At 62.9% G+C, this 20,964-nt stretch carries 19 protein-coding genes; 1 reads left to right on the top strand and 18 read right to left on the bottom strand.

Annotated features, from left to right (window positions below):
- Nucleotides 1–554: 554 nt before the first annotated feature.
- The 10 genes from LJ656_RS23795 to LJ656_RS23750 all read right to left on the bottom strand — a co-directional run bounded on the left by LJ656_RS23795 (nt 555) and on the right by LJ656_RS23750 (nt 11,428).
- Nucleotides 555–1,940, bottom strand: coding sequence for an FAD-dependent oxidoreductase (locus tag LJ656_RS23795; protein WP_230511960.1), 1,386 nt, complete (start codon nt 1,938–1,940; stop codon nt 555–557).
- 110 nt (nt 1,941–2,050) lie between these two features.
- Nucleotides 2,051–3,700, bottom strand: coding sequence for an FAD-dependent oxidoreductase (locus LJ656_RS23790; RefSeq protein ID WP_230511959.1), 1,650 nt, complete (start codon nt 3,698–3,700; stop codon nt 2,051–2,053).
- Between the two features lie 14 nt (nt 3,701–3,714).
- Nucleotides 3,715–5,196: a catalase gene (locus LJ656_RS23785; protein WP_230511958.1), complete on the bottom strand. Its 1,482-nt coding sequence runs from the start codon at nt 5,194–5,196 to the stop codon at nt 3,715–3,717.
- Nucleotides 5,197–5,276: 80 nt separating this feature from the next.
- Nucleotides 5,277–6,098 carry an alpha/beta fold hydrolase gene (locus LJ656_RS23780; RefSeq protein ID WP_230511957.1) on the bottom strand — a complete coding sequence of 274 codons (822 nt, stop codon included), beginning with the start codon at nt 6,096–6,098 and terminating at the stop codon, nt 5,277–5,279.
- A 33-nt stretch (nt 6,099–6,131) separates the two neighbouring features.
- The gene (locus LJ656_RS23775; RefSeq protein WP_230511956.1) at nt 6,132–7,139 is read right to left on the bottom strand and encodes a zinc-binding alcohol dehydrogenase family protein; all 1,008 of its coding nucleotides are present in this window, start codon (nt 7,137–7,139) and stop codon (nt 6,132–6,134) included.
- Nucleotides 7,140–7,175: 36 nt separating this feature from the next.
- Entirely contained in the window at nt 7,176–7,976 is an 801-nt protein-coding gene (locus LJ656_RS23770) for an alpha/beta fold hydrolase (protein ID WP_230511955.1), read from the bottom strand.
- A gap of 100 nt (nt 7,977–8,076) precedes the next feature.
- Nucleotides 8,077–8,796 (bottom strand): hypothetical protein, encoded by a 720-nt coding sequence (locus LJ656_RS23765; protein WP_230511954.1) that lies wholly within the window; start codon nt 8,794–8,796, stop codon nt 8,077–8,079.
- A complete protein-coding gene (locus tag LJ656_RS23760; RefSeq protein WP_230511953.1) occupies nt 8,793–9,839 on the bottom strand; it encodes an alcohol dehydrogenase in 1,047 nt (348 codons plus the stop codon). The genes LJ656_RS23765 and LJ656_RS23760 overlap by 4 nt, the downstream gene beginning before the upstream one ends.
- Before the next feature lie 10 nt (nt 9,840–9,849).
- Nucleotides 9,850–10,569, bottom strand: coding sequence for a hypothetical protein (locus tag LJ656_RS23755; RefSeq protein WP_230511952.1), 720 nt, complete (start codon nt 10,567–10,569; stop codon nt 9,850–9,852).
- A gap of 94 nt (nt 10,570–10,663) precedes the next feature.
- The gene (locus LJ656_RS23750) at nt 10,664–11,428 is read right to left on the bottom strand and encodes an alpha/beta fold hydrolase (protein ID WP_230511951.1); all 765 of its coding nucleotides are present in this window, start codon (nt 11,426–11,428) and stop codon (nt 10,664–10,666) included.
- 58 nt (nt 11,429–11,486) lie between these two features.
- Between LJ656_RS23750 and LJ656_RS23745 the strand changes: the two genes are divergently transcribed.
- Nucleotides 11,487–11,804, top strand: a complete 318-nt coding sequence (locus tag LJ656_RS23745; RefSeq protein WP_230511950.1) for a hypothetical protein — start codon at nt 11,487–11,489, stop codon at nt 11,802–11,804.
- Nucleotides 11,805–11,862: 58 nt separating this feature from the next.
- On the opposite strand, the gene LJ656_RS23740 is transcribed toward LJ656_RS23745, so the two are convergent.
- The 8 genes from LJ656_RS23740 to LJ656_RS23705 form a co-directional block, all read right to left on the bottom strand.
- Nucleotides 11,863–12,822, bottom strand: coding sequence for a GlxA family transcriptional regulator (locus LJ656_RS23740; protein WP_230511949.1), 960 nt, complete (start codon nt 12,820–12,822; stop codon nt 11,863–11,865).
- A 444-nt stretch (nt 12,823–13,266) separates the two neighbouring features.
- Nucleotides 13,267–14,034 carry a YjbE family putative metal transport protein gene (locus LJ656_RS23735; protein WP_230511948.1) on the bottom strand — a complete coding sequence of 256 codons (768 nt, stop codon included), beginning with the start codon at nt 14,032–14,034 and terminating at the stop codon, nt 13,267–13,269.
- Between the two features lie 12 nt (nt 14,035–14,046).
- Nucleotides 14,047–15,672, bottom strand: a complete 1,626-nt coding sequence (locus tag LJ656_RS23730; RefSeq protein ID WP_230511947.1) for a hypothetical protein — start codon at nt 15,670–15,672, stop codon at nt 14,047–14,049.
- 177 nt (nt 15,673–15,849) lie between these two features.
- Nucleotides 15,850–16,869 (bottom strand): 2Fe-2S iron-sulfur cluster-binding protein, encoded by a 1,020-nt coding sequence (locus LJ656_RS23725; RefSeq protein WP_230511946.1) that lies wholly within the window; start codon nt 16,867–16,869, stop codon nt 15,850–15,852.
- 14 nt (nt 16,870–16,883) lie between these two features.
- The gene (locus tag LJ656_RS23720; RefSeq protein ID WP_230511945.1) at nt 16,884–17,363 is read right to left on the bottom strand and encodes a GlcG/HbpS family heme-binding protein; all 480 of its coding nucleotides are present in this window, start codon (nt 17,361–17,363) and stop codon (nt 16,884–16,886) included.
- 18 nt (nt 17,364–17,381) lie between these two features.
- Nucleotides 17,382–18,836 carry an aldehyde dehydrogenase family protein gene (locus LJ656_RS23715; protein ID WP_230511944.1) on the bottom strand — a complete coding sequence of 485 codons (1,455 nt, stop codon included), beginning with the start codon at nt 18,834–18,836 and terminating at the stop codon, nt 17,382–17,384.
- Between the two features lie 126 nt (nt 18,837–18,962).
- The gene (locus tag LJ656_RS23710; protein WP_116124107.1) at nt 18,963–19,694 is read right to left on the bottom strand and encodes an iron-containing redox enzyme family protein; all 732 of its coding nucleotides are present in this window, start codon (nt 19,692–19,694) and stop codon (nt 18,963–18,965) included.
- 112 nt (nt 19,695–19,806) lie between these two features.
- Nucleotides 19,807–20,901, bottom strand: a complete 1,095-nt coding sequence (locus LJ656_RS23705; RefSeq protein ID WP_230511943.1) for a porin — start codon at nt 20,899–20,901, stop codon at nt 19,807–19,809.
- Between the last annotated feature and the right edge of the window lie 63 nt (nt 20,902–20,964).

Raw genomic sequence — 20,964 nt, 5'->3', positions numbered from 1 at the left:
AGGGCAGGCAGCGGCCCTCGGGCCGCTGCCTGCGAAGCGACGGTGCGTTTCTTCTTCATCGGCATATCCATGACCTTGGTCCTTCATGATATGCCCCGCCCACAAAATGACGGATAGGTCCGATGAGCCGGGCCATCTGCCATGTCTATCCACTTCGTTGCATTTTCAGCGTGATATACGACACGCGAAATAAACCGGCGGCACAACCGCATTACGCCTTGCCGCGCCTGGCTTTCCGACTGACAAGAGTCATTCGACCAGACTTTTAACCACACATAGGAACGTCTGCTACGCCTCGAATAGCGAAAACTTCTGCTCGAGGATGTGTGTAGCCGCCCTTCAATTGCACAGCGACAAGCGAAGCGATTCACCGCTGGGTCGCATTAACGGAAACACGAGCGAAAGGCCGGAACGATCGGCATGTAATGCCGAACGTCCAAGTCAATTGCCTTGTAACCGAGGCGACGCGCGGCTATGGCTTGCCGGGAAACGGGGGGCATTTGCCACTGCTCCGTATCCAGAACGCCGACGGGTTTCCCCGCAAGTGGAAGTCTCTATCCCGGCTGCTCATTGCGGGCATGCTCCGGCACCTTTGCAAGCAGGATATTGAGCCCTTCCGACATCAGCGGATGTGCAATGATCGCATCGCGCACTGCTGTATAAGGCAATCCGCCAAGCATTGCCATCTGCACGGCAGTCACTACGTCGCCGGCATTGGCGCCCAGCATCGCGAAGCCCAGGATAGCGTCTGACTGAGCGTCGATCAGCATTTTCATGAAACCCTTGGTCGCGCCGCTCGTCCGCGCCCGCGGAACCGCCGCCATCGGCAGCTTGGCAACACGCACCGCGATGCCGCGTGCTTTCGCGTCTGCTTCGCTAAGGCCGATACGACCGAGTTCCGGCTCGATGAAGAGCGCATACGGAATGATTCTGTTGCGCGTGGTCTTCGCGTTTCCCCCAGCGAGTTGGGAGCGCAACACGCGGTAATCGTCAAACGATGCATGCGTGAACATCGGTGTCCCTGCCACCTCGCCGATGGCCCATGTGCGCTCTGCTGTCGTTGCGAGACGTTCGTCCGTTTTGATGAAACCGCGCGCGTCGACTTCCACGCCAGCGGCATCGAGGCCGATACCGGAGGTGACAGGAGTGCGCCCTGCCGCGACCAGAAGATGACTGCCGCTCACGCTGCTCCCATTCTGCAGTAAAACTGTCACTGACTTTCCCGACTTGCCCGTCACGCTGACGGGTCTCACGCCGGTTCTAATATCGATGCCCTCCTCTTTCAGCGCTGCTTCGATTGCCTGGGTGACGTCCTCATCTTCACGCATCGCCACGCGTGGCGCATCCTGTATTAGCGTGACCTTGCTGCCCAGTCTATGGAACGCCTGCGCCATCTCGAGCCCGATATATCCACCGCCGAGAACGATCAGGCTCTCGGGCAACGTCGTCAGGACCAGCGCTTCGACGTGCGTCAGCGGCTCGGCGGCCTTCAATCCGGGCACGTCGGGGATCGCCGCCGTCGTGCCCGTGTTGATGAAAGCATGTTCGCCTTCGATCACTCGCAGAGCGCCGTCATTCGTTTGCACTTCGAGCCGTCGGGGGGCGACGAAGCGGCCCGTGCCCAACACGAGTTCGAGGCCGGCGTCACGAAACGCGTTGCGATTGATTTCCACCATATCGTCGACCACTGCTTTCACGCGCTGCGACACTTTGGCCATGTCCGCGGCCGTACCATCCTGTCGATGCAGGAGGTATTCAGTACGTGCCGTCTGGATTAACGTCTTGGTCGGTATGCATGCCACGTTGATGCACGACCCGCCGATCATGTGTCGCTCGATCACGGCAACCTTGTGGCCCGCCTGAGCGAGTTCCATCGCCAGTGTCTTTCCACCCTTGCCTCCGCCGAGAAATACATACTCGAAATGCTCGATCGTTGTCATTGCCGGAATTCCTTTTTGCCCATCAACTATCACCGCCCGACATCCGCGGCACCTTGAAAATCAGCACTAGCGTCGTGTGTCGCGCACGCCATTCCTTTTTGCGACGGCGCTTATGCCTGCGCGACCGATCGCTCCAGATGACGATGAATCTGCGCAACGACGGCAGCACCGTCTCCCACTGCCGCGGCAACCCGTTTCGTCGAGACGGAGCGGACGTCCCCCGCACAGAACACGCCGGGCACGCTTGTTTCATGCTCCTGCAAGCCGGGTCCGGCGGCTTCACCCGTACGCACAAAACCGTTCTGGTCGACGGCGACGCCGCATCCGCCAAGCCACGATGTGTTGGGAGATGCACCCGTAAACAGGAACACGTGTTGCACAGATTCGACCGAGCGTTGCGTTCCGCTCAAAAGTTCAACTTCCTCCAGCGTGTTGCCGCCTCTGAGCGAGGTGATCTGAGTTTCGTACGTCACATCGACATTGTCCAAGGCAGCGATACGATCGATAAGATATTGCGACATGCTGGTTTTCAGGCTTTTTCCACGTACCAGCATACGAACTCGCCGCGCGCGAGACGCGAGGTACACGGCGGCCTGTCCCGCGGAGTTTCCGCCACCGACCAGTAATACGTCTTGTCCTGCGCACAACTTCGCCTCAACGGGCGAAGCCCAATAGTATGTTCCTCGTCCTTCGAAGCGTTCCAGGTCCTCAATGTCGGGTTTGCGATAAGCCGCGCCCGACGCAATAACGATCGTTCGGGACCGGATGGTCACGCCGGAGGTCAACCGCAGCGCGAATGGCGTAACGCCGCAATCGAGGCTTTCCGCCTGAGCGGGAATCGCTACGTCGGTTCCGAATTTCTGTGCCTGTACGAATGCGCGTGCGGTGAGCGCATGGCCGGAAATCCCTGTTGGGAATCCGAAGAAGTTTTCAATACGAGCGCTCGCACCTGCCTGTCCGCCCGGCGCACTATGATCGAGTACGATGACTCTGAGCCCTTCGGACGCGGCGTACACGGCTGTCGCCAAACCCGCCGGACCCGCTCCGACAATTGCGACGTCGTAAACATGCCCCGGATCGAAGTCAGGGAGCCAGCCTAGGGCGTCGGCCAGCTCCGCCTCATCGGGTGCGCGCAATATGGTCCCGTCCGGATGCAGCACGAGCGGGTAATCGGAGTCATCGCGTACCCACTTTGCTACGTAACGGGCTGTCTCGTCGTCTTCTGACGAGGCACCGATGACTGCATGCGGAACATTGTTGCGTCGCAGAAAGCTCTGCAATGCGTGAAGGCGAGCGTTATGCGGTTGACTGACTATAACGATCCCATTGCCTCGCTCGATAAGAGCGACCCGCCTTAGGATAAGGGCCCGCATAATGCGCTCGCCCAGTTCCGCTTCGGCGATCAGGAGCGCCCGGAGTCTGTCGGGAGGTATGTGAATGGCCGATACGTCCCCGACCGCATCGCCGTCTACTATGCATCGACCGCCGGATAACTGTCCGACTTCCGCAACGAAGTTTCCCGGACCGTTTTCGCTAACGACGGCATGACGCCCGAACGCGTCGCGGCTAGTCACGCGAATCATCCCGCGCAATACCACACACATTCCGAATCCTGGTGCGCCGACTTCAAAAATTCGCTCCGATGTCCACGAACGAACAACGCCGTATTGATGTAATCGTGCAATTTCGGCATCCGTCAGTTGGGGATACTTCTGTTCATGACGATCGGTAGCTGGCGCTAACCATGTCGAGCTAGTCATTTTCGTTCCTGCAGTTACGTGCGCGATGCGAAGTTCGACGCGCCTGATTGGGCTGCCCATTCCCGCGTCGCAATCGCCGCAACCACGCCTTCGGCATACGCGGGGTCCGCGCGACGGAAATGTTCGATCTGGCGATCCACGATCTCTTTCGGCACCCCATCGATCGCCGCTGCGATATTCGCGAACAGACGCTCACGCTGACCGGCATCGAACAGACGGAACAGCGCGGCGGGCTGGCTGTAGTAGTCGTCGTCTTCACGATGGTCGTAACGATCTACCGCGCCCGCCGCGAGCGGCGGCTCCGCTGCATTCGAGTCCTGCGCGAAGTCGCCGAAACGGTTCGGCTCGTAGTTCACGTTGCCGCCGAGATTGCCGTCGGTGCGCATCGCGCCGTCGCGATGAAATGAATGCGGATTCGGCACGCGCGGCGCATTCACCGGAATCTGATGGTGATTGATGCCGAGCCGGTAGCGCTGCGTGTCGCCGTACGAGAACAGCCGCCCCTGCAACAGACGATCCGGCGAGAAACCGATGCCGGGCACCACGTTGGCCGGCGTGAACGCCGCCTGCTCGACGTCGGCGAAATAGTTCGCCGCGTTGCGGTTCAACTCGATCGTGCCGACGTCGATCAACGGATAGTCCTTGTGCGACCACACCTTGGTGATATCGAACGGATTGAAGCGATACTTCGCCGCGTCCGCCTCGGGCATTACCTGAATCGCGAAACGCCACTTCGGAAAATTGCCCGCATCGATGCTGCCGACCAGATCGCGCTGCGCGCTTTCGCGGTCTTGCGCGACGACCTGCGCAGCCTCGGCGTCGGTGAAGTTCTCGATCCCTTGCAGCGACTTGAAGTGGAACTTGACCCAGAAGCGCTCGTTGTTCGCGTTGATGAACGAGTACGTGTGCGAACCGAAGCCGTGCATCTGCCGATAGTTCTTCGGAATGCCGCGGTCGCTCATCAGAATCGTCACCTGATGCAGCGACTCCGGATGGCGCGACCAGAAATCCCACGCGGCGACGTTGCTGCGCAGGTTCGTGTACGGATCGCGCTTCTGCGTGTGAATGAAATCGGGAAACTTCAGCGGATCGCGGATGAAGAACACCGGCGTGTTGTTGCCGACCACGTCCCAGTTGCCTTCCTCGGTGTAGAACTTGATCGAGAAGCCGCGCACGTCGCGCTCGGCGTCGGCTGCGCCACGCTCGCCGGCCACCGTCGAAAAGCGCATGAACAGCGGCGTTTCCTTGCCGACCTGCGCGAATACTTTCGCTTTCGTGTAGCGCGAAATATCATGCGTGACCTTCAGCGTGCCGAAGGCGCCCGAGCCCTTCGCATGCACGCGCCGCTCGGGAATCACCTCGCGGTCGAAGTGGGCGAGCTTTTCGAGCAGCCATACGTCTTGCAGGACGACCGGGCCGCGCGGGCCGGCGGTCATCGAGTTCTGATTGTCGGCGACGGGCGCGCCGGCGGCGTTCGTGAGAGTGTTGGAAGTCATGGACTGGGGTCGACGCGAGGTCGAGCAAGCAAGTAGAGGCACGGGGCAGCGCGCCCCGCGCCGTAGAGGTGCTGCCTGCGTTAGGACTGCAGGAACGCGAGCAGGTCCGCGTTGACCTGGTCCGCGTTCACCACGCACATGCCGTGCGAGGCGCCCGCGTAGACCTTCAGCGTGGCGTTCTTCACGATCTTTGCGGAGAGGCAGCCGGCGTTGTCGATCGGCACGATCTGGTCGTCGTCGCCGTGCAGGATCAGCGTGGGTACGTCGATCTTCCTGAGGTCTTCCGTGTAGTCCACTTCCGAGAATTCGTGGATGCACTGGTACTGCCCATATACGCTGCCGGCCATGCCCTGGATCACGAACGCGTCGATAGCGCCCTGCGAGACCTGGGCGCCCGGCCGGTTGTAGCCGAAGAACGGTGCCGCGAGGTCCTTGTAGAACTGCGGGCGGTTTCCGGCCACGCCTTTGCGGATGCCGTCGAACACGTCGAGCGGCAGGCCATTGGGGTTCGCTTCGGTCTTGATCATGATGGGCGGCACGGCGCCGATCAGCACGGCCTTCGCCACCCGCTTCGTGCCGTGACGGCCGATGTAATGCGCGACCTCGCCGCCGCCCGTGGAGTGGCCCACGAGCGTGGCTTCGCGCAGGTCGAGCGCATCGAGCAATACGGCGAGGTCGTCGGCGTAGGTGTCCATGTCGTTGCCCTGGTAGGGCTGGTCCGAGCGGCCGTGGCCGCGGCGGTCGTGTGCGATGACGCGAAAGCCGTGCTGCACGAGGAACAGCATCTGCGCATCCCAGGCGTCCGCATTGAGCGGCCAGCCGTGCGAGAACACGACGGGGCGACCGCTGCCCCAGTCCTTGTAGAAGATTTGCGTGCCGTCTTTCGTGGTGATCGTGCTCATGGTGTTTTCCAGTTTGATGAAATCAATGCAGGTTCAGAATCCTTCCAGCACGATCTTTCCCTGCGCGCGGCCCGCCTCGATCAAGGCATGGGCCCGGCGTAGGTTATCGGCGTCGATCTTGCCGAGGCTCTGCCCAACGGTGCTCTTCAGCAAGCCGTCGTCGACGAGCGCGGCGATGCGCTCAAGAAGCCGATGCTGAAGAATCATGTCCTGCGTTCGGTACATTGACCGCGTGAACATGAATTCCCAATGAAGCGAAATCGACTTGCGTTTTAGCGGCATCGCATCGAGCGTTGCCGGATCGTCGATTAGCGCGAGTTGGCCTTCTGGTTTGAGCAGCTCGATGAGCTGCGGGTAGTAGACGTCGGTATGCGTGAGGCTGATCACGTGGTCGACATGCTCGATACCGAAGCTCCGCAATTGCGGCTGCAACGGCTTGCTGTGGTCGATCACATGATGGGCGCCCAGTTGCGTAACCCAGGCCTGCGTAGCCGGCCGTGATGCGGTGCCGATGACCGTGAGCGCGGTCAGCTTTCGAGCGAGTTGCACGAGGATCGAGCCAACGCCACCGCCCGCGCCGATAACGAGCAGGCTCTGGCCCGCGCCGCCGCTTTCGGGAACCTTGAGGCGGTCGAACAGCAACTCCCACGCGGTGATTGCCGTTAGCGGCAGGGCCGCCGCTTCGGCTGCCGACAACGAGACCGGCCGGCGGCTCGCGATTCGCTCATCCACGAGGCCATATTCGGCGTAGCTGCCTGGACGCGTGATATCGCCGGCGTACCAGACTTCGTCGCCTACTTCGAACAGTTCGACCTCGGTGCCGACGGCTTCCACCTTACCCACCGCATCCCAGCCAAGGATGCGGGGACCATCCGGCTGCACGCCTGCGCGCAGTTTCGTGTCCACCGGATTCACCGAAATGGCCTGGATTCTCACGAGCAGATCACGGGGTCCGGGCTCAGGAGTCGGGATATCCGCCTCGTAGAGTGCGTGAGGATCGTCGATAGGCAAACCGGCCTGTGCGTAAACAATAGCTTTCAAGAGTCGCTCCTCAAAAGGACCTGTGACGCGGAACGCTCACAGCCCGCGCAGAAATTCGCGGACGTGCGCGACGAACGTGTCTGCATACTGAAACAGCGCGCCGTGCCCGGAATTCGGATAGACGATCAACGTCGCGTTGGGCAGTCCCGCCGCCAGCACGAAGCTGTTTTGCGTGGGAATCATGCGGTCGTCGTCGCCATTGGTGACGAGAACCGGCTGCGTGATTCGGCCGAGTTTTTGATGTACGTCGCCGCTCCAGTTGGCCCAGGCGATCATCGCCTGTAGCTGCGCAGAGGCGACCTCGGGACCGGCCGGTAGATCGCGCTCCGCGCTACGCGCCTCGAGACGCTCGACGAACGCCGTGGCCGCCGCCTGACCTTCCGGCATGGCAGGAAAGAACAGCCGCTTGAGCTTCTCGTTCATCGGCATTTCGCCGTCGGTATAGATGGCGAGCAGTTCGGGACGGTCCATGCCCGCACCTTCGCCGCCTTCGGGAGCACTGCCGGAAATGATGAGGCGGCCGACCAGATCCGGCTTCGCAAGCGCGATCTCCTGCGCGAGGAAACCGCCGAGCGAGAACCCCAGGATGTGGAACTTCGGAAGCGACAGCGCATCGACGAAGTGCAGCACGCGCTCTGCCATCTCGCGAACCGACGCAGGCACATGGCCGCCCGAGCGACCCACGCCGGCGTTTTCAAAAAGGATGATTTCGCGGTCTTGCGCCAGCCGGTCAACGACGGCCGGGTCCCAGTTGTCCAGCGTGCCCGTGAAGTGCTGCAGGCAAAGCAGCGGAAGTCCGCCGTCGCGTTTGCCGAAGCGGCGATACGCGTAGCGCACGCCGGCCGCATCGATATAACTCGTCGGTGCGTTGGATGAAGTTATTGCGGTCATGTCTCGATATCCTCGATCAGCGCACGAGGCGCTCCGTTCTCAGGTCTTAGCTCAACTCGATTTCATGCAGGTCGATCGACACCACGAGCGGTTCCGGCAGTGCGTGTCCGTCAGCCGTGCGCGGGTAAATGCGGCGCTTCGTCGGGAAGCGGATTCCGGACACCGTTGTGTAGTCGCTGACGTAGTGCGCACCAGGGGTATTGCCGGCGATCTCGACGTCGTAGTCGAGACGCCTGACGAGCTTGTCGGGACCGACATAGATGGCCTGCACCTTGCTGAATACCTCGAGGTCATCCGGGTAGTGCACGCGGATCTTGCGCCACTCTTCGTTCTGCTCGTTCCAGTTGCCTTCTTCCGAGCATGTCACGCCTTCCCATGCCAGCACGAACGGCGTATTCAGATACGTCCACATCGCGCACCCAGCGAAGAAAGCCAACTGCAACGCGTCCCACGCTGTCTCCAGCGTGTGTCCGTCGAACGACGCACGGGGACTGCGGCGCTCCTCGATCGCACGTCCCGCCTGGTCCAGGAGAGCGATGCGGTCGCCAGTGAATTCGCTGCGTGCGGCAAGCGTTCCGAACGGGGCATGCGAGGCCCTTTGACGGTCGGTAGCCACGGTTACCGTCGTGCTGTCGAGAACGCCGGCTTGACCCTTGAGTCCCCACAGCGCTCCGCCCTGCTCGAGCCGGGCGCGAACCTGGTGAAACTTGCGCCATTGAGCGAGGCCGCCGTGAGCGTCGATGATGGATTGAGCAATAGTGTTCATACTTGGGCTCCACGGTTATTGGAATTCATGACCAGTACGGCGCGAAACCGTACATCGGCGCGCATCATGCGTTGGTAGGCGGCCTGCGCCTCTTCGAGCGGAAACGTCTCGATCATCGGACGGACGCCCCGCAATCGCGCAAAAGCCAAGGTCTGTTCATTGTCGGAAACAGTCCCGGTAAGCGCACCTACGATCGATCGGCCGCCGAACACCAGGTCGACTGCATTGACACTGATCGGGTCGCCGGGAACCGCGACGACCACGAGCTTGCCCCGAGCGGCGAGGCCTGAGACCGTCGCGGCCATGCCCGCTCCCGTGGGCGCCGTGGCGAGTAGCACCTTTGCGCCGCCCATCCCGCGCAGCGTTGCGGCGACATCTTCGGCTTTGGCATCGATGTAGCGATGGGCGCCCAGTTGGACGGCGAGTTCGGCCTTGTCCGCGCCGCGGGCAATCGCGACCGTATAGAAGCCCATCTTGTTGGCGAACTGGACCGCAAGATGTCCGAGACCGCCCAAGCCGTGAATTGCGACCACGTCGCCTGCGCGTGCGCCGGCATTGCGCAGCGCGTTGAACGTCGTGAGTCCCGCGCAAAGCAGCGGTGCCGCCTCGGCGGCATCGAGATCGTCCGGCACGCGCACGAGACCGCGCGCTTCGGCCAGCATGATTTCCGCATAGCCGCCGTCGGTCGTCATGCCGGTAATGACGGGGTTTTCGCAATTCACGACGTCGCCCTGCCGACACGACGGGCAGGTACGGTCTTCGCCCGCCAGAAAGCCCACGCCGACCCGCTGGCCGATGCGCCATCCTTCGACGCCGGCGCCGAGCGCCTCGATCCGGCCGACGACTTCGTGGCCCGGCACACGCGGCTCACCATCTGCGGGCGCTGCACGCTCGACCGTGGCGCTATCGGAGTGGCACACGCCGCAAGCCTCAACGCGGATGCGGACCTGCCCATAGGCGGGCTCAGGGATTGGGCGGTCTACCAACTCGAGTTGTCCCGGTGCCTTCACTACTGCTGCCCGGTAGGTGGATCGATTCGTCATGGTTGCCTCGTTATTCGAAATGGAAATCGGACAGATCGACACCGACGATCAACGGCTCCGGCAGGGCAACGTTTTGCGCTGTGCGCGGATAGATGCGAAAGCGTGTCGGCATCCGAATTCCCTGCACCTCGACGTAGTCGCTCAGATATCGTGCGGCCGCGTTGCGCCCCTGGATGTCCACCTCGTAGTCGTGCCGGCGCAGCAGTCCGTCGGCGTCGAAATAAAAGGTCTGCACGGCGCTATGCGTCGCAATCCCGGGGGGAAATTCGACGCGAAGACGCCTCCACTGCAAGCCGTCGACCGTCCAGGGTTCGATCTCGCGAGCCTGAACGCCGGGGTGACGAAGGAGGAAGGGAGACGTCAGATAAGTCCACATCGTGTAGCCAGCGAAATAGGCGAGCTGGGCATCGGACCACGGCGTCTGCATCTCATAGCCTTCGAAGGAGGTGCGTGGATCGTCCAGGCGTTCGACCACGCTGGCATCATCCCGCCGGATCTCGACCCGAGAAGGCGTATAGACGGAGTAGTGGTTCGTCGGCGCAAACGGTCTGTGGGAAACGCATTGCTCATGCAATTGCACCGTCACCTGGCAGTCGGTCAAGACACCCTCTCGTTGCTTAAGGCCCCAGATCACGCCGGTGTGATGCAGTTGCGCCGACACGCTCCGGAAGCTCCTGAAGCGGTCCATCCCGCCCGCCGCATGAACGGCTAGATCAATTAGTTCATCCATTGCATTCCTTATTGCTTTATGCGGTTCTTCGACCCAGCTAACAAAGATCACCTCAACCGGGCGTCCGGTACGCCCGCAGAAGTCTCTGTATCAATTACTGGGTGTGCAGGCCGACGAACGCCGCGATATGGTTCGCAGCGGCTCGCGGATATTCGTGGTGCGGTCCGTGCCCCGTGCGTGGCAGGGTCACGATATGAAGGGTGGGCAGTTGACCGTTCAGCGCGTACCAGTTTTCAACGGGAAAAACGATGTCATGGTCCGCGCCCAGGTGAAGTACTGGAATCGATGTCGACTTTAGGGCGTGGAGTACTGCATCAACTGGAAAGACCGGATTCTTAGGGCCGTCTCCAATCTGCGCCGCGGCCCACTCGACCGGCACGGCGGGGCTCCTGTCGCCCGTCCGTTCGGCAAGCCGTCTTGCCGATTGCTCGGCTGCGGCGCGGCTGGCCTGCGACGTCGGCTCAAAAAACAGCGTGACGAAGTCTTCAAGGTCGTTCTCGCGTTTCGCCAGCGTGTAGAACAGTTGGTCTCCCGCTTTGACGAGCGGCCCCGGCGGCGTGGTCGCAATCAGGACAGCATGAGAAACCAGTTGCGGGGCTCTCGCGAGCACGATCTGGGCTGCCATCCCACCAACCGACCATCCGCCTATTACGACCTTGCCCAGCTTCAGCGCGGCGATCAGCTCGAGAGCGTCGTTCGCCAGCGATGCAGGGTGATAGGTACGCTCGCCGGTGGATTGCCCGAGACCGCTGTAATCGAAGACCGTAACCTGAAAGCCTTGCTCGACAAGGCTATCGAGAAACAGCGGGTCCCACGCATCCATCGTGCCGCGAAAACGCACACACAACACGAGAGGCATGCCGCTACCGAATGTGCGATAGGCGAGGCGCCGTCCTTCGACTTCGGCGAAACGGGTCGTGGCGCTGATGCTGGGAGAAACGCGGGTCGTACGAGCACTCATCGTCTGGGAACAGGTGTTTGATTGGGGATTTACTGCACCGACCAGTTGCCGGCGAGGTCATCTCGTGCATCACAGAGTCGCGACTCAGTTCGACCTGGCGTCGCTGAGCACGCAATATCAGGCTGATCTGTTTAATCAGCACGCCGCTTATCACGTACGAGACCTCGTTCCGCTCGCGGCGCGTCAGCACACTGAAGCACTCTCGCAACTATTTGCCGGTACCGGTAAGAGCGCCCATTCTATTCATGACGAAAACGCGTCGTGGGACGAATAACCCACCTTTCGTGCCATGCTGCCTGAGGGGTCAATTGCGGGGGCGCAGACCTGTCGCTTCAGTCTGAGCCAGTCTGGTCGCGCTCGCCCTTGCCCTTCCGCCGCAAGGCTTGCGGCGGCTCGCCGAATGCTCGCAGGAAAGATCGCCGCATGCGTTCGGGATCGGCGAAGCCAGTTTCGCGTGCGATGGTGTCGATGGTCCACGACGAACTGGTCACGAAATCTCGGGCCGTTTCCAGCCTGATGCGCTCCACCGCTTTTGCAGGGGAAAGGCCGGTTTCGTCCTTGAAGCGGCGGGCAAACTGACGCTTGCTCATTTTTGCAACGTCCGCCAGTTTGTCGACGGTGAGGTCCGCTTCCAAATTGGCACGTATGTGAGTGATGACGTCGTGTATCCGGTTCGTGCGTGCCGGATGCTCGATCAGAACCGACCTTTGCGGCTGCGACCCCGATCGCCGCCATCGCTCGATAACCATGTCCTTTGCGACCTGAACGGCGGCGTCCGGGCCGAGATCGTCCTCCAGCATCGCGAGCGCCATGTCGACGGCCGTGCTCATCCCGGCCGAACTCCACCGTTCGCCGTCCTGCACGAAGATGGCGTCTTTCACGACGGACACTGCGGGGTAGCGCTCTTTGAATCGGTCGAGGAACGCCCAGTGGGTAGTCGCGCGACGCCCGTCGAGCAGACCGGCCTCCGCGAGCAGGAAAGCACCGCGGCATATGGACGCCATCCGCTCGGTGCTCTCTGAAAAGCCAATTAGCAAATCGCGCATGCGGTCGGTGAGCGTCGGCGTGTCAAGTGACGCGCCGACGAATACGGTATGGAACTCCTGCGTCCGGGCTGGTTTCGTTGTGGCGCACATTCCGAACGACGCTTCCACCGGGCCGCCGTCCTCGGAGATGACACTCACTTCATATAAAGATCGCCCCGCCCGAATATTGGCGATCTCAAAGACCGTTAATGTGAGCAGGCTCACCACCTGAAACTGCGGGACGACGACAAGTCCGATGCGACGCATCCGGGGCTCCATAAAGATCGCATCGTGGGGTGAATCAACGATGCTGCGATTAAGCGCAAAAGGCTGACTGGGGCCGCGGATACGGCATGCCCGCACGCCGGAGAAGCGATGCTACAGGAACTACGCGAGCATCAGAAGTCAACGCGGGGTACATGCGGAATTGCACCGCGGGGATGCCAGCTGTGCTGCCATCGATGCGCCCGGTCTCTGGGGGCACGCGTGGATGGAAAGTCCACACGAAGGCTAACCGAGCTGCCCTGCGAACGAGCGAATGGTGCGCCGAAGGTCTGTGGAATCCATCTGTAGAGTTGCCCGTGTGTCAAGGCAAGCGCTGCTTTCAGATTTGCAGCGGACCTGTCCTGCGAAATCGGCAGCGGTCCGCTCAGGATCGCCTACGCGCGATCAGGCACTGCAGCTCAAAGGTCCTCGGCGTCACCTGCAACCTCACCCCGCTCGCCACCGCCTCGCATTCACCCGCTGCATGAACGGCACGACCAGCACAAGCGCGGCCATCGCAACACACACCAGCACGCGCACAAACGACTCGTTGCCCGCACCGTCGCCAATCGCGTCCGCGACGTCGCGCACCGCTTGAGCCACCTGCGGATCGGCGAGCAGCATATCGGCGGCGATCCATCCAAGCAGCGCCGAACCCAGCCAGACCACCAGCGCAAACCGTTCGATCACGCGAAGCATCACCGCGCTGCCCAACGCGATAGCCGGCGCGCCCACCGCCAGCCCGGCCAGCACGACCGCGACACGCGATCCGGCCGGCAACGTCTCGGCCACCGCTGCCGTCGCGAGTCCGTTATCGAGGCTCATCGAGAAGTCGGCGAACAGGATCAGCGCGACAACGCGCCAGAGCGCCTTCGCGGCAGGCGCCTGGTCGGACTCGGCATGGGACGCGCCATCGTCGCGTAGCAACTGCATGCCGATCCACGCGAGCAACACACCCGCGACGACGTGCATGTATGGAATCGCGAGCAGATAGCCGATCGCGTAGACCATCGCGAAGCGCAGCACGATGCCCAGGCTCGTGCCGATCCAGATGCCCGCGCGCCGCTGCTGCGGCGGCAGCGAGCGGCACGCGAGCGCGATCGCAATCGCGTTGTCGCCGCCAAGAAGAAGGTTGATGAAAACGATCTGCAACACGGCGGGTACGTAGTGCGCGAAGCCTGCCGTGAAGTCCTGCGAAATCCCGAGCAATGACATCGGCAGCCGTCCTCAAGCGAACATCACGGCCGCGAGCGTGGCGATCACCAGGCCGCAGACGACGGGCAGAAACAGCGCCCGCACCGCATCGAGCACCGGCACGCGCGCAAAGCCCGTGACCGCGATCAGCGACGACCACGCGACCAGCGTGCCGCCGCCCGTCCACACTGCGCCCATCTGGCCGATCGCGGCGAGCGTTGCAGCGGGCAGGTGGACCATCGGCGCCAGCGCGCCCGAGAGCGAACCCGTCAGCGGCAAACCCGCGAAGCCCGACCCGTCGATGCCGGTAATCATCCCCATCAGCAGAACGCCGAACGACACGAACAGCGGGTTCTGCGGAATCACCCGGCTGCACGCCTGCACGAGTTCGAACAGAAACGACGGCACATGTGCGCCCGCCGCCGCGCCGAGGATCGGTCCCGCCGTGCTCGCATCGCCGACGAAGAAGAAGCCCGCGATCGGCAGCACCGCGCCCATCGCCTTGAACGCGAACACGAAGCCGTCGATGATGTGCTCGGCCGTGCGATCCAGAAAGCCTTTGCGTCCGTGCGAAAGCGTCGCGAGCATCATCAGCACGGCTGCCATCCCGCCGATCAGCGCGGCCGCGTCGCCGCCGCGAATCGCGCCCGAGCCGATCATGTCCGGCCGCATCATCACGACCACCACCGCGAGGAACGCGAGCGGCGTGGCGAGCGCGAATACCTTCGACCACAGTTCGCGGCGATCGAGCAGCACGTCGGCGGCGAGCGGCGACATCCGCGTCATCTGCAATGCCGCGCCGCCTTGCGGCATCGGCGCAATCGACATCGCCGCGAGCGCGCCCTCGCCTTCGATGTGCGACGAAGAAGACCCTTCATGTTCAGCCGCGAGATTGCCGCTCGTGCCTCGCGCCAGCTCGACCTTCGCGAAGCTGCCTTGATGCTCCGGCTCGCCGTCGGCGGTGACCGGGCCCTGCGTTTCCCACACACTGAGATTCGCCGCCGACGGCACCTTCACACGACCGCGCACGACGGAAAACCACGTCATCCCGAGCGCAACGAAGCCGACGATCAACGACAACCCGAACGCGGTATTCGCGACCGTGAGCATGTCCGCGCCAGCGGCCCGCGCGCTGATGCCCGGCGCGACCTTGATCACATAGTCCGACGACAGCGCCATCCCCTGCCCCGCGATTGCAATGGCGGCGGCGGCGCCGAGCGGGGGCAAGCCCGCATAGACGGCGGCCGGAATCAGGATCGCCCCGACGAGCGGCACCGCGGGCGTCGGCCAGAAAAACAGCGAGATCAGATACGTGATCAGCGCGAGAATGAAAAACGCTGCGTGCCCGTTGAACATGATGCGCTTGAACGGCCGCACCATCCGCACGTCCGCGCCGAGTTCGCGCAAGCCGTTGAGCAGCGCGGTCATCAGCGCGATCACGAGAAAGATATTGAACAGCTCATGCGCTGCCGTCAGGCTGCCCATGAAGATGGCCTGGAAGCCGACCAGCAGCTTGCCGGACCACGCGAACGCCACCGCGAACGTCGCGAGAATCGCGGGCACGACCACGTTTGCACGAAAGATCATCGTCGCGATGATCGCGACAACGCCAGCCAGATAACAGAAGTGTGCCGGCGTTAGAACAGCGATTGAGTGCATGGGAAGCCTCAGCTCAATAGGAGGTCGGGGACGATAGAGCGTTGTGGTGTGTCAATGGTGTCAATACTATTTGCTGCGACTCGCGGCCAAAAAGGCCGCGATAATTTTTATTGGCGATGCTACGGAAGCGGGCACGGTTCGCATCTGACCCCTCGCTCACGCGCCCTTTTTGCGGTTTCAATCCGTTGCGTCAACGCATTGCGGGTGCTGGAACGTGAAGCTGTCCGCATACAGGTAGCGCACGCTCGCGCCATGAGCGACGAACGCGCTGCGCGCGTCCGCGATCATCGCGGGCGATCCGCACAGATACAGCGCGTGCCCGGAGAGATCGGGATGATCGGCCAGCACCGCGTGCTGCACGTAGCCGCGCGCGCCGGACCAGCTATCGTTCGCGCGCGAAAGCACCGGCACGTAGCGGAAGTCTTCGCGCGTCGCGGCCAGTTGCGCGAGTTCGTCGTGCAGATACAGATCGTGCTGCGTGCGTGCGCCCCAGTAGAGATCGATCGGCGGCGAGTCGCCGCCATCGAGCAGCGACGCGAGCATGCTGCGCAACGGCGCGATGCCGGTGCCCGTCGCGACCATCACGATCGGCCGGTAGTCCTCCTCGTGATAGCCGAAGCCGCCGAGCGGCGCGTCGATGTCGAGCGTGTCGCCGGCACGTATCGCGGCCAGAAGATCCTGCGTGAAGTAGCCGCCGTCGATGCGCCGGATATGCAGTTCGATGTGCGCATCATCCGGACACGAAGCCATCGAGAAGCTGCGCGCGCCCGCTTCACCGAGCAGTACGTTCAGATACTGACCGGGCCTGAACGCGAGCGGCGACGCGCGATCGAGCGCCAGCACGAGACGCGTGACGTCGCCGCTCAATGCCTGCACGCCCACCACCGTCGCCCGGTGCCTTTCCGGCGGCACCGGCGCGGGAAGCACGCGCTCGGTGCTGATTTCGAGGTCCGCGAGCGCATGCGCCTGGCACATCAGCGCATAGCCGTCGGCAGCCTCTTCCGGCGACAACGCGAGCGGCGGCTCCACGTAGTTCACGCTGCCTGTCACCAGCTTCACGCGACACGTGCCGCAACCGCCGAACGCGCATTCGGACGGCAGCGTCACGCCTGCGCGCTGCGCGGCTTCGAGCACGGTTTCGTCGCTGGTCGCGTCGAAACTGCGCTGCGCCTCGATCCAGGTAATCCGATAGCTCACGATGGCCCTCGCCTTCACAGCTTGATGTCGGCTTGCACGAGCACTTCGTGCCCGCTTTCGCGCAACGCGTCGCGCAGTGCGGCAAGACCGGCGAGACCCGCCTGCGTGTCCTGCTCGCCGTTGCCGCCCGACAAGCCGATGCCGCCGATCACCTGCTGATCGACCACGATCGGAAAGCCGCCGACAAACGCCGCGAAGCGTCCCTCGAAGCTCCATTGAATGCCGAACGCCTCGTTGCCCGGCAGCGCCGGACCGTTGGGCGGCGTTGTAAACAGATGCGTCGAGCGCTTGTGGCCCGCGGCGGTGAAGGCCTTGTTCCACGCGATCTGCGGACCCGTCACGCGACCGCCGTCCATGCGTTCGAGCGCGAGCGGAAAGCCGCCTTCGTCGCACACGCAGATGGATTCGCACACGCCTATCGCCTGCGAACGCGCGAGCGCCGCCGCGACCATCAGGCGTGCTTCGGCCAGTTCGAGTTTGAAGAATGATTTCATGGTCAGAAAATTTGCCGGTTAGATGCCGCGATAAACGGTCTTCGTCTGCAGATAAAATTCGAGCCCGTCGCGGCCCGATTCGCGGAAGGTGGCCGTGCTCGAACGCTTGAGTCCGCCGAACGGCGCGTTGACGAGATTGCCCGTCGTCGTGCGGTTGATCTTCACGGTGCCCGCTTCGATGTCGTTGGCAAAGCGGTGCATCAACTTCGCGTCGCGTGTGACGAGCGCGGCGGCGAGGCCGTATTCGCTGTCGTTCGCAACCGCGATCGCGTCGTCGTAATCGTCGACGTCGATCACCGCGATCACCGGCCCGAAGATTTCTTCGCGTGCGATGCGCGCATCGCGCGGCACGTCGGTGAAGATCGTCGGCATGACGAAATAGCCGTGCGCGAACTCGCCGTCGCTCAATTGCGCGCCGCCGCATACGAGCGTCGCTTCGCGCTTGCCGGTTTCGATGTAGTCGAGCACCGTGCGCAATTGCGCGGCGGTCGCGAGCGGGCCGATGTCGATGCCCGGCTGCATGCCGCTGCCGACTTTCAACGCAGCGGTTTTGGCAACCAGCCGCTCGACAAAAGCCGCGCGAATTCCACGCGCAACCAGCACGCGGCTCGTGCCGGTGCATGCCTGGCCTGTCAGCGAGAAGCCGCCTTTGATCGTCAGATCAACGGCGAGATCGAGATCGCCAGCATCGAGCACGATCAGCGGGTTCTTGCCGCCCAACTCCATCTGCGTGCGCGTCGACAGCGACGCGGCGCGGTGAATCTGTTCGCCCGCGCTCGTCGAACCCGTGAACGAAATGGCCCGCACTTCACGCGCGCCGACCAGCACGGGCCCGACCGCGCTCGCGCTGCCCGTGACGAAATTGAGCACGCCCTTCGGAATGCCCGCTTCGACGAACGCTTCGGCGAGGCGCAAGCCGCTCAACGGCGCATCCGAGGCGGGCTTGAACACCACCGTGTTGCCGCAGATCAGCGCGGGCGCGATCTTGCGCACGGGAATCGACACCGGGAAATTCCACGGCGAAATCACGGTCACCACGCCGAGCGGTTCGCGCACGGTGTAGACCATCGATCCCGCGTCGTCGCTCGGGAATGTTTCGCCGCCATACGACTGCGCTTCGATCGCGTAGTAGCGCAGCGTCTGCGCCGCGCGCATGAACTCGTCTTTCGCGAGCGCCTTCTGCTTACCCTCCTCGCGCGTCAGTTCTTCGCCGAAACGCGCGGCGTTGTGCTCCAGATACGCGGCGGCATCGAGCAGGATTTTCGCGCGCGCGCCCGGCGTCTGGCGCTTCCACGCACCGAATGCGGCCGCGGCCGAACGCACGGCCGCCTGTGCGTCGTCTCGCGACGAAGCCTGAAAGCGGCCGACCACGTCGCGCGTATCGGCGGGGTTGAGATTGTCGAAGGTGGCGCCGGTGAGGCTCGCACACCATTCGCCGTCGATGTAGTTCAGAAACGTCGGTACGTTTGTCATGTCTGCAACGGCCCTGCAAAGTGATCGGGTTTGGCCGGGCCGGCGCGCGGCGGCATCCACACAGCGCGCCGGCCGCGCATCGGCCGTGGGTCGGCCCTGGGTCGGCCCTGAAAAACGCGGCTTGCTTCAGGCCGCGAGGCCCAGTTCGGGCAGCGGGATCTCCTTTTCGACGTAGTCGTAATAGAGCGCCGTGGTGTACAGCAGACGCATCTGCGCGCCCACTTCACAAATCTTCAGGCAACGCTGTTGCAGCTCCGGCGTGTTCGCGTGTTCGAGCACGATCTGATAGCCGCGCTCGCCGTGAATCTCGTCGGACACGATGTGAAGGTCGAAGAACTCGACCTCCTCATCCGTGAACTTATAAAGATCGCGCAGCGTCGGCGTCTGCTTGCGGTAGATCGACGGCACCTGCGATTCGAGGCCGACCACCAGCGCCGCGACCGCGACCACCGGGTCTTCGCGCATCGCCACCGAATAGCACCACCCTTGCAGGCCGCGCGTGGTCGGCGACATGTTGTCGGGATCGACCACGCGTTCGCGCGTCGTGCCGCACGCTTCGGCGAAGCGGATCAGCAGATCCGTATGCCGGTCACCGCCAATTTCCTCTTCGTACATGTTCGCGAGCAGGAAATCTTTGGCCTCGGTCATGTGGTCCGGCGTGCGCGCGTACAGATAGCCGAGGTAGTCGGCGAACGGCCCGACATAGTGATAGTGGTTCTCGGCCCAGCGCGCGAGATGCGCGCGCGTCAGCTTGCCGCTCGCCCACGCGATGCTGAACGGCGCCTTGTTCGCGCTCTTTCCCTTGATCGCTTCTTCGAGTGCCGCGCGGAAAGTTTCGCGGTCCATCAGTTCTGCCATGTCCGACTCCTTTTTGGGGTGAATTGCCCGTCAACCGTGACGGAGATCAATCTCAGTACACTGTATACATCAACTGCGGAGAAGCCAACTCCGCATAAATCCTGATGTGCGCCTAGAACGAATGACGCAAACCGATGCCCGCCGCCGACTGCGTATTGCTGCTCGACGCCGAGATGAACTGCGAGACCTGCGCAACCTGCGCATCGCCGAGCGCGCGTTGCAGTGTCGCGAACGCGTAAAGCTGCGTGCGCTTGGACAGCGAGTAATTGACCACCGCGTTGTACTGGATGTAGCGCGGGTCGGCGTCGTTGGCATCGACGGAGCCGTCCGTGTACGTGACGCCCAGGCCCGCCGACAGCGCCGGCGTGAAGTAGTACATGCCGTTCACTTCATAGTTCATGAAATTGACGTCCTGCCCTTCGAAGCCCTGCTGGTATTCGACGTGCGTGACGTCGGCGCTGATTTTCGCCTTGCCGATCCTGTACGACGCGCCGCCGCCCACGGTGAGGAATGAATGCGCGGCGAGCGCATATTCGCCTACCGCCGAATTGGTGTCCTTCCAGAACGTGCCCGGCGACAGTTCGCCCGGCTGGCGCGCGTAAGTCATGCCGAAGCCGGTATACAGCGGGCCGTTTTCGTAGCTGCCGCCCAGGCTCCACATGCTGCGGCTGCCGAAGCTGCCGGGCTGGCCGCCGAAGCTGTACATCGCGCTGCCGGTGAAGCCACCGAAACTGTTGGCGTAGCGCACAGCGTTGTTCACGCGCACGCCGCGGTTGGTCAAGTCCATGTCGCCGGGGTGCTCCATGTAGACCGACCAGTCCGCCGCGGTGAGTTGCGCGACGTAATCGACCATCGACTCGTACTGACGGCCGAGCGTGATGCGGCCCCAGCGGTCGTTTTCGAGGCCCACGTAGGCCTGGCGGCCGAACATCAGGCCGCCCTGACCCAGCGAGCCGTCCGTCACGTCGAAGCCGTTTTCAAGCCGGAAAATCGCCCGCGAGCCGCCGCCGAGATCTTCCGTGCCCAGAAAGCCGACGCGGCTACCGCGCGTCGAGCCGCTCGCCATCGCATACGAGCGGCCACCATCCTGATTGCTCGTGTAAATCACCGCCGCATCGATCAGGCCGTACAGCGTGACGCTGCTTTGCGCGTGTACCGTGGCCGAAAGGCAGGCAAGGCCTGCCGCGCACCAGAAAGTCTTGTTCATCCAAGGGTTCCTTGATTTTTTCATTGAAAGACCTGCCACTCCGGGGACCGTGCTCCCGAGACC

Source organism: Paraburkholderia sejongensis, from assembly GCF_020880815.1.
In the GTDB taxonomy this organism is placed as follows: Bacteria; Pseudomonadota; Gammaproteobacteria; order Burkholderiales; family Burkholderiaceae; genus Paraburkholderia; species Paraburkholderia sejongensis.
Note: the sequence above shows the minus strand (reverse complement) of the source record. Positions and strands in the feature narration are given on the sequence as shown.

Bases quoted from the DNA above. Each gene is read 5' to 3' on its own strand.
- LJ656_RS23735 (WP_230511948.1), bottom strand. From the start codon at position 14,034: ATGTCATTGCTCGGGATTTCGCAGGACTTCACGGCAGGCTTCGCGCAC.
- LJ656_RS23730 (WP_230511947.1), bottom strand. From the start codon at position 15,672: ATGCACTCAATCGCTGTTCTAACGCCGGCACACTTCTGTTATCTGGCT.
- LJ656_RS23705 (WP_230511943.1), bottom strand. From the start codon at position 20,901: ATGAACAAGACTTTCTGGTGCGCGGCAGGCCTTGCCTGCCTTTCGGCC.
- LJ656_RS23755 (WP_230511952.1), bottom strand. From the start codon at position 10,569: ATGGATGAACTAATTGATCTAGCCGTTCATGCGGCGGGCGGGATGGAC.
- LJ656_RS23765 (WP_230511954.1), bottom strand. From the start codon at position 8,796: ATGAACACTATTGCTCAATCCATCATCGACGCTCACGGCGGCCTCGCT.
- LJ656_RS23710 (WP_116124107.1), bottom strand. From the start codon at position 19,694: ATGGCAGAACTGATGGACCGCGAAACTTTCCGCGCGGCACTCGAAGAA.
- LJ656_RS23780 (WP_230511957.1), bottom strand. From the start codon at position 6,098: ATGAGCACGATCACCACGAAAGACGGCACGCAAATCTTCTACAAGGAC.
- LJ656_RS23740 (WP_230511949.1), bottom strand. From the start codon at position 12,822: ATGCGTCGCATCGGACTTGTCGTCGTCCCGCAGTTTCAGGTGGTGAGC.
- LJ656_RS23760 (WP_230511953.1), bottom strand. From the start codon at position 9,839: ATGACGAATCGATCCACCTACCGGGCAGCAGTAGTGAAGGCACCGGGA.
- LJ656_RS23795 (WP_230511960.1), bottom strand. From the start codon at position 1,940: ATGACAACGATCGAGCATTTCGAGTATGTATTTCTCGGCGGAGGCAAG.
- LJ656_RS23750 (WP_230511951.1), bottom strand. From the start codon at position 11,428: ATGCCTCTCGTGTTGTGTGTGCGTTTTCGCGGCACGATGGATGCGTGG.
- LJ656_RS23715 (WP_230511944.1), bottom strand. From the start codon at position 18,836: ATGACAAACGTACCGACGTTTCTGAACTACATCGACGGCGAATGGTGT.
- LJ656_RS23785 (WP_230511958.1), bottom strand. From the start codon at position 5,196: ATGACTTCCAACACTCTCACGAACGCCGCCGGCGCGCCCGTCGCCGAC.
- LJ656_RS23790 (WP_230511959.1), bottom strand. From the start codon at position 3,700: ATGACTAGCTCGACATGGTTAGCGCCAGCTACCGATCGTCATGAACAG.
- LJ656_RS23720 (WP_230511945.1), bottom strand. From the start codon at position 17,363: ATGAAATCATTCTTCAAACTCGAACTGGCCGAAGCACGCCTGATGGTC.